The 14666-nt window shown below is 54.8% G+C and carries 7 protein-coding genes and 1 pseudogene; all 8 read left to right on the top strand.

Annotation, left to right across the window (positions count from 1 at the left end):
• The first annotated feature begins 294 nt into the window (after positions 1 to 294).
• The 8 genes and pseudogenes from GSD1FS_RS06900 (at position 295) to GSD1FS_RS06870 (ending at position 14426) form a co-directional block, all read left to right on the top strand.
• Positions 295 to 582: a hypothetical protein gene (locus tag GSD1FS_RS06900; RefSeq protein WP_155588964.1), complete on the top strand. Its 288-nt coding sequence runs from the start codon at positions 295 to 297 to the stop codon at positions 580 to 582.
• Between the two features lie 17 nt (positions 583 to 599).
• The gene (locus tag GSD1FS_RS06895; RefSeq protein ID WP_155588963.1) at positions 600 to 2375 is read left to right on the top strand and encodes a SpaA isopeptide-forming pilin-related protein; all 1776 of its coding nucleotides are present in this window, start codon (positions 600 to 602) and stop codon (positions 2373 to 2375) included.
• A gap of 126 nt (positions 2376 to 2501) precedes the next feature.
• Entirely contained in the window at positions 2502 to 3554 is a 1053-nt protein-coding gene (locus GSD1FS_RS06890) for a class C sortase (RefSeq protein ID WP_155588962.1), read from the top strand.
• On the top strand, positions 3547 to 9648 hold the full coding sequence (locus GSD1FS_RS06885) for a Cna B-type domain-containing protein (protein WP_196425053.1): 6102 nt from the start codon (positions 3547 to 3549) through the stop codon (positions 9646 to 9648). The genes GSD1FS_RS06890 and GSD1FS_RS06885 overlap by 8 nt, the downstream gene beginning before the upstream one ends.
• Before the next feature lie 17 nt (positions 9649 to 9665).
• A complete protein-coding gene (locus GSD1FS_RS06880; RefSeq protein ID WP_155588960.1) occupies positions 9666 to 10055 on the top strand; it encodes a hypothetical protein in 390 nt (129 codons plus the stop codon).
• A 23-nt stretch (positions 10056 to 10078) separates the two neighbouring features.
• Positions 10079 to 10840 (top strand): annotated as a pseudogene (locus GSD1FS_RS10435) (BspA family leucine-rich repeat surface protein); the annotation flags it as partial.
• Between the two features lie 12 nt (positions 10841 to 10852).
• A complete protein-coding gene (locus GSD1FS_RS06875; RefSeq protein WP_246166020.1) occupies positions 10853 to 12688 on the top strand; it encodes a Spy0128 family protein in 1836 nt (611 codons plus the stop codon).
• A 118-nt stretch (positions 12689 to 12806) separates the two neighbouring features.
• Positions 12807 to 14426: a chloride channel protein gene (locus GSD1FS_RS06870; protein WP_246166017.1), complete on the top strand. Its 1620-nt coding sequence runs from the start codon at positions 12807 to 12809 to the stop codon at positions 14424 to 14426.
• The last annotated feature ends 240 nt before the right edge of the window (positions 14427 to 14666 follow it).

Below are 14666 nucleotides of genomic sequence, written 5' to 3'. Positions count from 1 at the left end.
CGATCGCAGAAGATTGAACGATGGCAATCCTGAGATGGTCAAAAGACCCAGCTTTGTCGCATTGAAAAATTTCAAAACATTTTCTAGATTTTTTATTTTTAAAAAGACTAGGCTGAAAAATGTGAGAAGGAATTGGGGAATCACGGAAACAGTTACCGTGCAAAAACAGAACTGTTCGACGGAAAAATAACCGCTCCGGCGTGCACAACGCCATCCGCGCCGATGCGCCTTCTCTGGTTTGCCGGTGTGCGCATACCTCACTGGTGAATCACCGATCAATGAAAAGAGAAGATTATGCAATCGAAAATAAAGGCCGTTGGAGCGGCTGGCATAGCGTTCTTAGCATCAATGTCGATGATTGGCGCGACCGTCGCTTTCGCTGATGAAGCCAGCGGCACGGACGCTACGACTCCCACGACGAACGATATAACAATTAGTGCTCCGGGGGGGGGTAGCCAAAATCTGATCGCACCAACCGTCAAGGGTCGTACGTTCAAGGCTTACCAACTGGGTAAGTACAAGGACGTCGAAGGGAAAGACGGTGTTATCACCAGTTACGATCTGGATTACGGAGAAAAGTAAATGGCATAACTGATGCCATGCTCGACAAGGCATTGATCGCAGCGTATCCGACCGGGCTCAAAGACTTGATGACGGTATCCGGCGACAAGGTAACTTTCACTGGTGCTGCGGCAAACATGAACAGGCTGCAGTTCATCTGCCATTACATGTACGGCAGTGGAACTGACGTGTATGGCAACACGCAAGTCAATTCCAACGAACTCCGTAAGTTCGCTGAGTCAATGAAGACGCAGTTGAGCTCTGCCACCCCAACCGCTACCGCCACTGCCGAAGACAGTGAAGTCACGCTGGATATTCCAGATGGCTCTGAAGGTCTGTATCTTATCGTCGAGAATGATAACGATGAGACCAAGGATCCTGTAAAACAGTCTGCTGACGGCAAGTCCAGTGAAACGATTTCGCACGCCATGATCGTTGGCACTCCAGTCAGCGTTGATGGCACGATGTGCACGCAGATCAAGAGCGGCACTGGTGATAGTGCCGTCACATATGACCTTGGAAAGTTGAACCTCAAGGCTGAGAAAGTCGAAATTCAGAAGACCGTTTCGCACCCTGAGCAGCTGATTCAGATCGGCACGAAGCGTACATTCACCATCAACACGAATGTGCCGAACTATCAAAACTATCAAGCGGATCACACGACAACGGACGATAAGACGTGGATTCCAAAGGAATTCAAAATCACTGATAATCCAACTGACAACATTGAACCGTTCACCAAGGACACAAGTGGCAAGGTGACGGGACTGAATAATTTCAGTTTGGAAGCTTCGACGGATGGTTCTACCTATACCAAAGTTCCGGCATATGATTACGCGTTCTCCGAGAACACTGATACAGCGGATGATACTAACGACTTCATTGTGTCGTTGAACCCATCGGCAACTGTGCTTGACGACAGCGGTCAGCCAGTGAAAGATGCTGATGGCAACAACAAGACGGAGAATGCCATCCTCAAGTATCAAGGTCAGAGGATCAAGCTCACCTATGACGGCGTGATCACAGCACTGACTCCTGATGCTAAGGACTCGTTGAAGAACACCGAGAACGATGTTCAGCTCGACTTCTCGAACAACCCGAATGTTGAAGAAGACAAGGGCACGGTGACCGATAAGGTCAAGCTCTACAGCGTCAAGCTCGACATGCAGAAGGCTGATCTCAATGCTCCAAAGACGTTGCTGAGTGGCGCAAAGTTCCAAGTCACTGTTCCTGGTGCCGACGCGAGTGCAGAACCCACCAAGATCAAGTTCGCTAAGTCTGCTGATGGTTCGACATATTCGGTGGTCAAGGCGGGTGCAGCGGGCTATGATAAGGCTCTTGACACGATCACTCTGGACTATAAGACCGCTGATGGGGCCCAGCCTGTGACCATCGCTGGCTTGGCCGCAGATAACGATAAAGCAATTACATACACCTTCAAGGAAACCGAAGCCCCTAAGGGATACGTGCTTGGTTCCAATCCTGTGACGTTCACTGTGACGCTGACTCCGCAAATCACAAAGGATGAAAACGGCAATGTGGTGAAAGACAAGAGCGGTGTCAATATCGCAGTAGATGCTGGCGAGTTCAATAAGTTTGTCGATAAAACCGCTACGTTGAGTGCAACCTCTGCTGCTGCCGATAACACGTTCGACAACGGCACGATCACCGTTTTGAATACGAAGAACGTGTCTGACCTGCCTAAGACCGGTGGTCAGATCACATGGATTCTGCTGGGTGGCGCAGCGGTCATCGCACTGGCTGTGGCTCTCGGTTATGTTGGTCGCAAGATGCGCAAGGGCGCTACCGCCTGATAGCGCATCGGCGCTAACCCGATGATCTGATCTGCATGCCGAAGCGCTGTAGCTCGGCATGCAGATCAGATCACAATCACTATTAATCACTATCAATACCTATTTGGCAGAGAGGAGGGAATCAGCATGAGTGCCGCAGTCTCTGTGACGGCAGCCCAGCATCGTGCAGCGTTGACGTCACGGTTGAAGGTCGCACGTGCGATCACCATCGTGAGTTGGGTGCTCTATGTGATCGGTTCCCTCCTGCTCGCCACATCCGTCTATTTCATCATCGTCAACGATCACGCAGTCCGTGAATCCGCGGCTCATGCGCAAGCGCAAACGCAGCAGTGGCCGAGCCCTGATCGCAAGAAGATGTTTGATGAAGCGGTGCAATACAACAATTCGTTGCCGAGTCGCTTTGGGGGAGCGATTCCGGCTGATATGCGCAACGACGAGAACCAGCCGTTGGAGTCGCTTGACAGCACGTATTTGAGCACGGGCGGCACGGTGATGGCCACGATATCGATTCCGTCTATATCGGTGACAGTTCCCGTGTATCACACCACGCTCGATGACGCGCTCGACAGGGGTGCCGGCCATGTGTATGGCACGGCGTTACCTGTTGGCCAGAATGGTACGTTGTCTGCCATCGCAGCACATTCGGGCGGTGTGCAAGGGTTGTTGTTCTCCAGGCTCTCGGAACTCAAAAACGGGGGCTTTATTTACGTTAACGTGTTCGGCTCCACCCAAGCCTACCAAGTGGTGAATATCGTCACGGTGAAGCCGGAGCAAGCGGCGTCGGTGTTTGAAGCGCAACGCAAAGTGGCGAGCGCAGACACGCGCAGCGATATTCCGGCTCCGAACAAAGCGGGTTCGGCGCGCATCAGTTTGATGACCTGCACGCCGATCGGCGTGAACACGCGTCGCCTGATCGTCACCGCGCAGCGCGTGTCAACCCCGCATCCGGCTCCTCCTATCAGCCAGGTTCGCGATGTGAAGCTCATCGCGTTGATCGCCATGATCATCGTGTTGATCTTGGCAGTCATTCTCGCCGTCATTATTCACGTAGTCAAGCGCCGCCGTCGCGCGCAGGCAGCGCAAGCAGCACAGCATGCACAACATGCGCAGCGGGCACAGCAGCCACAGCATGCGCAGCGCGCAGAGAACGTTGAGAAGAAAGAAGTCCACCATGCATAAGCTCAATCGAGTTCTTGCAGTCATTGTTGCGGTCATCGCGGCGTTGGCGATGCTGTTGCCAACCACCGCGTTCGCCGCAACGCTGCCGATGACGGTCGACTCTCCGTTGAAGGCGGCTGATTCAACGTTGACAGCCACCTCTGCGCAAGCGAAGTCCACTGCATCTTCTGCAACGACCTCCGCAAGCACGTCGCAGAAGAACAACGTTGTGACGGAAGACCAGCTAAGCGCGCAGGCGAAGGCGCTCACGCAAGCGGCAACGTCGAAAAGCGGCGTCGTGTCTAGCTACACGCCAACGCAGTCGAAGGAGCTGGCGAATCAGCGTTACAGCAGCGTGCCAGTTATCGGCAATCTGCTCAACACGGTGCTCAGCACCGACAAGAACGTAGGCAAGCTCGACTTGAGTGGATCTTCTGATTCCGCGTCGACGCTCGACGGCACGACCATTGAAAAGCTTACGGTGAAGTGGCTCGACACCGATCAGCAGACGAATGAGCAAACGCCAACAAGCAATACTGCCATGTCGTTCGGCGCGCGCGTGAGTTTCAGCGTGTCTGGTCAGAACAGCTACAATCCCGGCGATCTGCAGATCACCATTCCACTCAATATTTTTAAGGATCGTTTCGGCAAAGACGAAGGCAATATCGACATGTCGGTGCCAGAGGATCCGTCTCAAGATGCAGTGATGACCTACAAGCGTGTGGATAACAAGATCATAGTGTCGAACACGCAGACGCTTCCCGCTGGTTATCAGGGTTATTTTGACGTGTATTTCGACAACGTGGTTCCCTCCGAGCTGGTTTCCGGGCAAACGTCGGCAGATTTCGGCGCGATTCTCAACGTGACCACGAGCAAGGGCAATACGCTCAGGAAAACGAGTAATACCATCAACGCGAAGGTGAACACGAGCGAGACGGTGAAGTCAGTCACCAAGCGCAGCGCTGGCATCTACACGAGCGAGCCTGAGGGGCTGAAGAAGCTCACTACTCGTTTCCCGAGCGGAAAGAGCGCAGCTGACTACTACTACGTCGATTGGTACATCTATGCCTACGTTTCCGGTAATCAATACTTCAATCTCAGCATCACCGACACTCCTTCGAAAGACGAGACAGTGCCGGGCAGTACTGAGAAATATGTGAACGGCATTGTGGTTGGCACTGATGTGCCGAACGCCACGTTCAACTCAGACGGCACGATGACCGCGACCGGTGTGATCTCTGACGGCACGCCATACACAAAAGACAGTGCGAAATACACCTATGTGAATGATGGTAATAATTTTTATTATCACGTGTATGTGGCATACCCAAAGTCTGAATTCCAACCACAGGAAGGGCAAATATCTGATAAGAATCAGCTGCTCACCAAGCAGTTGAAGAACACCGTCAGCTACACACTGACGCAGGCAGACAGCGCTACGACGAGCAGCCCAGTGAGTGCCAGTGCGACAGACACGTACCGTGCCTACCCGTGGTATGTGCCGGTCGGGCACTTCAGGGTGCACAAGTGGGGCGTTGACTCCACCGGCGCCGGTGCGTCGCTGTGGCGCACGGATTACCACTACGACAACGGCAAGCGCGTCTACAACGACTACGATCCGGTCAAAGAAGCCAAGGTGCAGATGACGGATCCGTACGATAGCAAGCATGTGGGCTTGTACCCGTACGCGCTGAACACGCTTGCGCAAGGCGACGATGTCAATCTGACCTACAGCGTGAACGCTGAGAACTACCCATATCCGTGGACGTGCAGTTCGCACAATCCCGCGGTGAAGAGCGGCAAGAAGTGGCTTCCTGGCGCCTGCCCGACCAATGATGCCAGCGTGTTCGGCAAGAGCGCGCTCGACTTCACGAACACCGACGACGGCGTGTATTTCAACGAGCAGAGTTCGGCGGGCGGCACAGCACTGACCGGCGCCGACTACAAGTTCACGCAGCTGCGCGTGCTGGTTCCATATATGCAGTCGTACCAGCAGGTGAACAATGTGCACGGCACATATTGGGGATATGCGTATGACTCGTCGATCGCGGAGCCTGACGAAACGTTCTATGGCAAGACTGACACCGGAAACTGGGTGGAATATGCCAAGGTGACGTGGAACGGCAAGGGCCTTTCGAGTACGCCGACGATCACCGCTGCCAATGATGCCACTGTGAATGGTGACATTATTACATTCCCGACTTCGCAGAACATAACGCATTGGAAGGTGACCTATTCCACCGCAGCCGCGGGCATCACCGTCGGTGTGATTCCAACGCTGGCATTGCACGGCTCGTCGAGCACTATACAGTCTGCGGTGAAGAAGCTGATGAGTAATTCAGATACGTCTGAATACACTGATGTGCGCAACACTGCCACAGAAGACGTCACCCAGCAGGAGAAGGATGCCGATGGCAAGCCGGTGACCGCACAGGTGTATCACCAAGACGCCAAAGGCAGTGAAGATATTAACGGCAAATCGACGGTGACCGATGCCAACGGCGACCCTGATTCCGCGGGCGTCGACCGCCTGTCTTCCGCCGCACAAAGCGTGTGGATGACCAAGGACGGCGAACAGCTTGCACAAACGGATGCAGACAAGGCTGCACGCCAGGTGCAGATCAAATACACGGCGAACGTGTATTCGGTCAGCAACCAGATCAGCGCTGACGACTACAACACGGTGGTGAACAACGGCACGCTGGGCAAAGATGTGTCAGGCACATATTACGACCTGCTGCCGCTCGGCTTCCGCGTGGATCCGTCGAGCATCACCGCCGATGGCATGGCGTCTTACACGACTGTCGACAATTGGCGTGGCTCTGGCAGAACCATGCTGATCGTGCGCGTCAACAACAACACGACGCCGGTCAAGTTCGGCTCAAGCGTTGGTTCGGGTGTGTATACGGGCAAATACGGCACCAAGCATTCCATCACCTTCAAGGGCATTTACACGTGGAACGAGATCAAAGACATTTCGCTCACGCTCACGAACAACATCGCCTATGCCTCGAATTCGAAGGTGTGGGGCACAGTGCCAGGGTTGATCGCAGAGCCCGATGCCGTAGGTAAGGACTACAAGCCCTACAACTCCACGGATCAGAGCGCCCGCAAATACAAGAACCAATACACGCCAGATGCGGTTTCCGGCGTTGAAGACCTGATGACGAATCTCGATGACAACGCGGATGCGGCGAAGCCGACCGTGTATGCGGCGGCAAGCACTGTGACGCATGCGCGCACGTATGCGCTCGCCGGTTTGCAGAAGGACGTGTCGAGCGATACCGATGGCAAGTGGGGCACTGGTCTTGATGCCAATAGCATCACTGTGCCGACAGGTGGCGCATACAAGTACCGCTTGCGCATGGAGAACGGCAACGACAGCGAGACGAAGAACATCGTGTTCTACGACGACATCGAGGCGTACCAGCCCACTGCCGACAAAGCCGATCACGGCGATGCGCAGTGGTATGGATCGTTCCTCGGCGTTGACACCGCCGCATTGCAGGCAAAGGGCATTGCGCCTGTGGTGTATTACGCGCTGAAGCACGTCGACCTGACCCAATACAAGGTTGACGGTTCAACGAACAGCATCCCGAATCTGCACGATACGTCGGTGTGGACCACAACGTTGCCTGCTGACCCATCCACTGTCAAGGCAATCGCCATCGACTGCTCGAAGAAGGCGGATGGCAGCGACTACGTGCTCGCGGCGAACGACGGCTTGCAGGTCACGCTGCGCATGAAGGCACCGGAGGGAGATACGGCGAAAACCGCCATCGACCAGAAGGCACACGCATACAACAACGTCTACATGTCGTCCACCGAGCAAGCGTCTACCGGCGATCCGGTCAACCACTACATTCATCAGGACTACACGAAGGTTGGTCTTGAACCTTATAACGTGGTGGTGAAGAAGCAGTGGGACGACGACAATAACCGCGATGGTCTGCGCACCGGCAGCGTTACCGTGCAGTTGATGCAGAACGGCAAGGCGTATGGTGATCCCGTCGAACTGAGTGCCAGCAACGACTGGACGCACACGTTCTCGTATCTGCCTCGCACTGATGCCCAGGGTGCTCCATACACGTACACGGTTGCTGAAACCAACACGCCGAACGGCTACACCTACACGCCTTCGATCACGATGAACGGCGGGACAATGGACGTGGCGGCCATCAACAAGCACACGCCTGCAACGGTTGATGTAGCTGGTTCGAAGACGTGGAGCGGCGACAACCCGCAACAGCGCCCAAGCGTGGTCAAGTTGTGGCTGAAGCAGAATGGCAAGCGCATTCAAAGCCAACTGGTCACCTCCGACACCTCCGGCAACTGGAAGTATTCGTTCACTGGACTGCCGAAGCACTACAGGGACGGCAATGAAACCAAGGACTACACCTACACGGTTGAAGAGGACTACACCGAAGGGTACGTGCCTTCTACAAGCGACCCGGCAGTGGTCACGGATGCGAACGGCAACGACACCAGCACCATCAATGTGACGAACGAGTATTACCCGTATGGCGACATTTCGTTGACGAAGAGCATCACCGACACAACCGCCACCAAGGAGTCGAAGAACAAGAAGTTCACGTTCATGCTGACCCTGCGCAAGAAGGTCGGTACAGACTCCAACGGCGCGGCGATCTGGCAATATGACGCCGGAACCTACAGCTGGACGAGAACGAACAAGAACGATCTCGACACCGATCTGGCCGACACCGGCACGATCGCCAACGGCGGCAAGGTCTCGCTCTATGAAGGCGAGACGATCACCGTGCACAAGGTTGCATCGTCGTACGACTACGAATGGACTGAAGACGGCAGTGACGGCTTCACCGTTGGCACCTCTACCAACATGACCGGCACAGTGCGCTCCAGCAAGACGCAGACGGCTGCCGCATCGGTAGATAACGTCTACAAGACCGTCGGCTCCGTGCAGTTGGAAGCCAAGAAGACTTTGACTGGGCACGCGATGCGAATGAACCAGTTCCAGTTCGAGGTGCAAGACACCGCGGGCAACGTGGTTCGTGCCGCATACAACGATGCCGATGGCAGTGTGAAGTTCTCGAAGATCGGCTACACGAACGTCGATGTAGGCAAGCCCCACACCTACAAGATTGTCGAGCGCGATCTGCACGTCGGCGGCTATACCTACGACAAGACGGTGTTCTACGTCAACGTCGATGTCAAAGATATGGGCGACGGCACGATCACGGCAACCCCTACCTACTATCACGCGAACGCGGACGGCACCCAGGGAGCTGCACTGACCGACGCCGATGAAACGGCAACGAAGGCTTCCGCGGCGAAGGTCGATGGCAGCACCACGCTGGTTCCACAGTTCAACAACGAATACCATGCGAAGGGCGAGATGAGTCTCAAGGCCACGAAGGTGTTCGTCGGCGGAGACCTGAGCCAGCGCCAGTTCACGTTCGAACTGTGCAAGGATGCACCATATGGTGATGCCAATGCCAAGAATTGCATGGAGGCAACCACAGCCAAGACCGCCAGCAAGAGCGTGACGGCAACCGAAGCCGTGTTCAAACCGGTGAAGTTCACCGAACAAGATGTGTCTGCCACCAGCACTCCTACCACCTACACCTACTACATCTCGGAAAAGAAGGATGATGGCGATACGAAGGTCGTGTGGGACGGCCATGTGCAGAAGGTGACGGCGACGATAACCGACAACGGCGATGGCACGCTCAACGTCAAGCAAGACTTCAGCGTGGCCTCCGGCACCAGCCCGTTTGATACGCCGATGGTGTGGAAGAACGTCGCTGGCAATGGCAGCCTGAAGATCGAAAAGACGATCATAGACGACCCAGCCACGGTGAAGCAACGCAACCAGATCTTCCCTGTGGAGATCGCGCTCATGCCTCCGCAAGGCGGCACGTTGCCTACGACGATAACGGCCAAAGTCTATACGCCAAAGTGGACGAGCGCCACTGCCACAGATCTGCACTCCAACGGCTACACCGAAAGCACTCAGACAGCGAAGGTGGACTCGAAGGGCGGCATCGTCAAATTCGCAGTTCCGGCTATGGGCTACCTGCAAATAGATGGTCTGCCGGGCGGCACCACATACATGGTCAGCGAAGTCTCCGAGTAAAGAAAGGGTGAATCATCATGTTGAGAGCGATTGTAAGCGTGCTCTTGGGCTTGACTGTGATGATGCCAGGCATTCCAATGTCTGCCAGTCAATGGTTGACCCGTTACACGAGTGTGAACACAGGAAATGCGGGCGAGCCGCAGACGAGTCAAGTGGTGGAGAACACCACGCCGCAGGTGCACTCCGCCGTGGAGACGCCGAGCACTACAGCCACCACAGTGGCAGTGCTTGATGCTGGCTATACTTCCTGGACTACTAAGACTGGCACGAGCGTCGAGTGGAAGATTGATGCAGACGGCACTTTGCATGTTGAACCGCTTAACGGCAGTGTTGGCACGATAGGTGATGCTGTGGATTACACTCCACCGTGGCTAAAGAATGGCAACGATGTCAAGATCAAAAAGTAGTGACGCAAGGAACCATTAAGCTTATGGGTTCTCAGCAATCTCTATTTTCAGGTTGTTCGAATCTGACGGATATCAGTGGTCTATCACATTGGGATACTTCTGAGTTAACCAGCATGCAAAGCATATTCTCAGGTTGCACATCATTGAGCGACTTATCTCCCATAAGGAGTTGGAACACTAGCAAGGTGCAGAACATGTATTGGGCATTCCAAAAATGCGGTCTCACCAATGCGAATTCCTTGGCAAACTGGGACACACACACGGTGACTGATATGACGAACGCCTTCGCAAACAGTAAGCTTTCAGATATTTCAGGATTGGGGAAATGGGACACATCTGCAGTCATGAACATGGAGAGCTTATTTGCAGGCACATCGATCACTGATTTGACTCCATTGAGTAATTGGAATACTGCCAATGTTACGAATATGGAGGGTATGTTCAGTAGCTGTGCTTCGCTTGCTGATTTGACTCCATTGAAGAGGTGGGACACATCAAAGGTGACTTCTATTCACATGATGTTCTACTCTTGCCCGAAAATCACCAATGTAGATGCTTTGAGTAACTGGGACACCTCTAAAGTGACTGATATGTCATACATGTTCGAGATGTACAAGGTTGATTCACAGCTCACTAATATTTCGGGTTTGCAAAACTGGAACACCGCCTCGGTGACGAATATGTCCGAAATGTTTTACAACTGCACGAAACTCACCGATACGTCTGCAATGGCTCACTGGGATGTCAGTAAGGTAACAAGCTTCCAGTTTATGTTCTGGGGCTCTTCGAACTTGAAGATGAACAAAATCGGTGTACCTGCTGGGAGTAAGGGCGGCGCAGCTTTTGTCACAGCCAATGCCAGCTTCTTCCAGCGTGTGATGTCACCGTTCATCGATACGCCTAAAACCCTGCCAACGAAGCAGACGAGTTGGGCGAAGCTTGCTGTGAATAACAGTCAGGGTATGGTCTATGTGCCGTACATCGTTCCATTCACTGTGAACTTTAACGCTAACGGCGGTTCGGGCAGTCAAGACCCGGTGACGGCAATCGCGTCAGACCCCAATACCATCACCCTGCCTTACAGCATGTTCTTTCATTTCGGCTACAAGTTCACGGGCTGGACGACGCAGCCGGGCGCTGTTAACGCGACGAGTAATCCTTTGATGACAGCGGGATCTCAGTACACTCGTCCAACGTCTCAGCAGTCTGACGATACTATAAAATACACACTGTATGCGCAGTGGGAAGCAGTCGGTTCGTCGAGCGACCCGAGCGTCACGCCGGGATCAGGTACTCTGCCAGGTTGGACTCAGGTGAGCGAAAGTGGTGAAAACGGCAGCATCAGTCCAAGTGAAGTCCAAACGACCACATTCTTGAACCAATACGAGCCGAGTGCAAAGAAAACGAGCATCGTATTCCATCTCACCAAACTGATGGACGGAAATGTGCCGAGCCAACAGTTCACATTCAATCTAGTCGACTCGTCTACGGGCAATATTGTGCAGACGGTGAAGAACACCGCTGCGGCGATTGAATTCAAACTCAACTATGCCGAAGCAGATAAAGGCACGCACACGTATCTGATCAAGGAAGTGGAAGATTCTAATAATACGACTGTCAAATACGACACAGCGGAGCGTACGGTCACCGTCAATGTGCAGGAAACGTCGGACGGCAAACTGTATGCCACCAGCCAGCTGTCGGGCAGCACGGTGTTCCGCAACACCAGTAAGCCGGCGACGCTGACGCTGAAGAAGGTAGTGCCGGCGTCGAGCACCGACAGCGGGCTGCATCCGAAGAGCAACACGGCGTTCACATTTGCGGTGACGTTGGGATCTCCTGACGGCACGCCTATAAGCGGCAGCCACACAGTGCTCATCAACGGTACGGCGAAAAGCGTTACCTTCACGAACAACGTGGCAACGCTGTCGTTGAACGCAAACCAGACGGCGACCTTCGAGAATCTCGATGCAGGAACCACCTACCACATCGAAGAGCAGAATCTTCCGCAGGGCTATAGTTTGCAAGGAATCACGCCATCGGAAGGCACGTTGAACGCGAACGACACGGTGAACGTGACGGCGACGAACACGTATGCGCCATCGCCAACGACCGCTATGGTGCAAGCGACGAAGCAGCTGTTCCATGCGGGAACCACCGATCCCTCCACGTTGAAGAAGGGCGAGTATGAGTTCTCGATGTGCGAAGTGACGGCTGACGGCGATTGCAGCGGAACCAATTGGAACAGCGTCGGAACCGCGTCCAACTTGGCAGACGGTTCGATCACCTTCCCACAGCTCAACTACACGAAGACGGGCACGCACACCTACAAGATCAAGGAAGCGCAGACCAAGAAGACGGGAATCTCGTACGATTCGCATCTGGCGACGGTCACGGTTGCGGTGACTGACGACGGCACTGGTGTGCTGAAGTCCGCGGTGACCTACGGTGATGCCAGCGGCTCTGCTGATGCAGCGAAGCCTCCGGTGTTCACCAACTACGTGTGGAATGCGCCGGGTATGCCGGAAACGGGCTCATACATCATCTGGGCATTGCTCGCCGCAGGTTTGCTGGCGGGAGCCTACGTGGTGGTGATGCGTCGTCCGCGTCACGCGCGCCACTCCACCAAGTGAGTCTTGCGCACTCGCAGCGGGCTGAATTTGCTGGCAGCGTTCTTCCACGCAAGTCAACGTGCGTAGAATGCCGGTAGATGCAGACGAAGATTGGTTGTGGGAAGAAGTGAGCGCAGGCATGAGTAGCACAACATCGCCGGATTCGCAGGCGCAGAGGCAACGCAAGCGCACCGAACCCACCGAACACGTTGATCGCGCTGAACGCACTACGTCTAACGCTCACACCACGCCCGCTACATCCGCCACGCACGGCGTGCACGCTGAGCCCACTGCGCTCGCTGCGCATAGCGACCCCGCTGAGCAGCCGGCAAAAGCCCACCGTTTCGACTGGCCGGAGATTTTCAAACATTTGCTGTTTGCGCTGGTCTGCGGCGTGGTCGGTGCGGCGGCTTCCATTCTGCTGTGCCTGTTCGTTGGTGCGATGCGCAAGATTTTTCTCGCACACACATGGCTGATCTGGCTGCTGCCAGTCGCCGGATTGCTCGAATTGCTCATTTACAAGATGTGGAAGATTCCGCTGGGGGAGACCACCGAGTCGGTTATCGCGCAAATGCGCCACGGGCACGCCATTCGCGCACTGCTCGCGCCCGGCATCTTCCTGACCACCGGCATGTCGATGCTGATGGGCGGCTCCGTGGGTAAAGAGGCCGGTGCTTTGCAGATGGGCGCGAGTTTGGGATCCACGATTGCCAAACCGTTTAAGCTGCACGATATTCTGCGCGTCGATTCGCACGACGCAGAAGAGCGCACGATGCACTCGTATGCGGCGTCGGTCGGCATGGCTGCCACGTTCTCCGCGTTGTTCTTCGCACCACTCGGCTCATGCATGCTCGTGCTGGAGCTGATGCGCTTCAAAGGATTGCGCTATTCGTTCTCGATGCTCGTCGGCTGCTTCACCGCGTTCGCGATAGCCCACCATTTCGGCATCGGCGACGTGATCGTGACCGTTCCCGTTCCCGAGTTCAACTGGCGCGCTGTGGGCGCATGCTTGATCATCGGCATCGTTTGCGCGGTCGGTGGAAGCATATTCGCGCTCTGCATTCGTTTGGTGCAGAACGCCACCATGCAATTGCTCCACAATTACTACGTGTGGGTGGTTGCTGGCGGATTATTGATGGCCACTTTGGTGAGTGTGTTCGGCTGGTGGAAGATGACCGGCTCGGGCGGCGACTTGCTCAACGAGATTTTGGTGACACCTTCCGTTTCCTGGGATTTCGCGATCAAAGGATTGCTCACATTCATCTGCTTGGGATTCTGGTTCAAAGGCGGCGAGATCATGCCGTCGCTGTGCATCGGCGGATTGCTCGGCGGAGCATGCTTCGCGATGACCGGCATGGGCGCCAACGTTGGCGTCGCAGTGGGGGCGCTGTGCTTCCTCGCGGCGTTCAATCGTTGCCCGGTGAGCGCATTTTTGCTTGGTTGTGAGATTTTCGGCTGGGGCATGGCGCCGTTCCTGGCGCTTGGCGTTGCCGTATCGTTCATGTTCGGCTACCCGACCGGCATGTATGGCGCAAGCATCGACTTGCTGCTCACTTCCGGCTGGCGCAAGTTCGTGCTCAGGCAGCATGCGCGCGCGATGGCGAACGCCGCCGATCATGACCCCGATCTGTTCGACTTCGTGATGGACGCCACTGATGCGTTTAAGAATGCGACGAGTCGCACCCGCACGATCGTCGACCCGTGGGTCGCTAGCCTCGCCTCCAAGCACACTCCCAGGTCCAAGCACGACTCCAAGTGACCCATGTATATACAGTTCGCTTAGCCGTCTCCCCTCGACCGATCTATATATTGGTCGAAAAGGAGCGGATCTGTCGGAAACGACAACGTTAGGCAAAAGTAAGAAATTTGTTGTAGACGTATATAACAATTTCACTGTACGCTCAAAAAGTGAAGTCAGGAATACGCTGAGCGCGTTCCCGTCGAAAAAGCCCATGTGAACGGTCCTATCATCAAGGTGATTGTTAAAGCTAAAAGCTAA

Source organism: Bifidobacterium canis, from assembly GCF_009727065.1.
In the GTDB taxonomy this organism is placed as follows: Bacteria; Actinomycetota; Actinomycetes; order Actinomycetales; family Bifidobacteriaceae; genus Bifidobacterium; species Bifidobacterium canis.
The sequence above is the reverse complement of the archived record's forward strand: the minus strand, read 5'-3'. Positions and strand labels throughout refer to the sequence as shown.

Coding starts and splice junctions, on each gene's coding strand:
- GSD1FS_RS06900 (WP_155588964.1), top strand. CDS start 295: ATGCAATCGAAAATAAAGGCCGTTGGAGCGGCTGGCATAGCGTTCTTA.
- GSD1FS_RS06895 (WP_155588963.1), top strand. CDS start 600: ATGCTCGACAAGGCATTGATCGCAGCGTATCCGACCGGGCTCAAAGAC.
- GSD1FS_RS06890 (WP_155588962.1), top strand. CDS start 2,502: ATGAGTGCCGCAGTCTCTGTGACGGCAGCCCAGCATCGTGCAGCGTTG.
- GSD1FS_RS06885 (WP_196425053.1), top strand. CDS start 3,547: ATGCATAAGCTCAATCGAGTTCTTGCAGTCATTGTTGCGGTCATCGCG.
- GSD1FS_RS06880 (WP_155588960.1), top strand. CDS start 9,666: ATGTTGAGAGCGATTGTAAGCGTGCTCTTGGGCTTGACTGTGATGATG.
- GSD1FS_RS06875 (WP_246166020.1), top strand. CDS start 10,853: ATGAACAAAATCGGTGTACCTGCTGGGAGTAAGGGCGGCGCAGCTTTT.
- GSD1FS_RS06870 (WP_246166017.1), top strand. CDS start 12,807: ATGAGTAGCACAACATCGCCGGATTCGCAGGCGCAGAGGCAACGCAAG.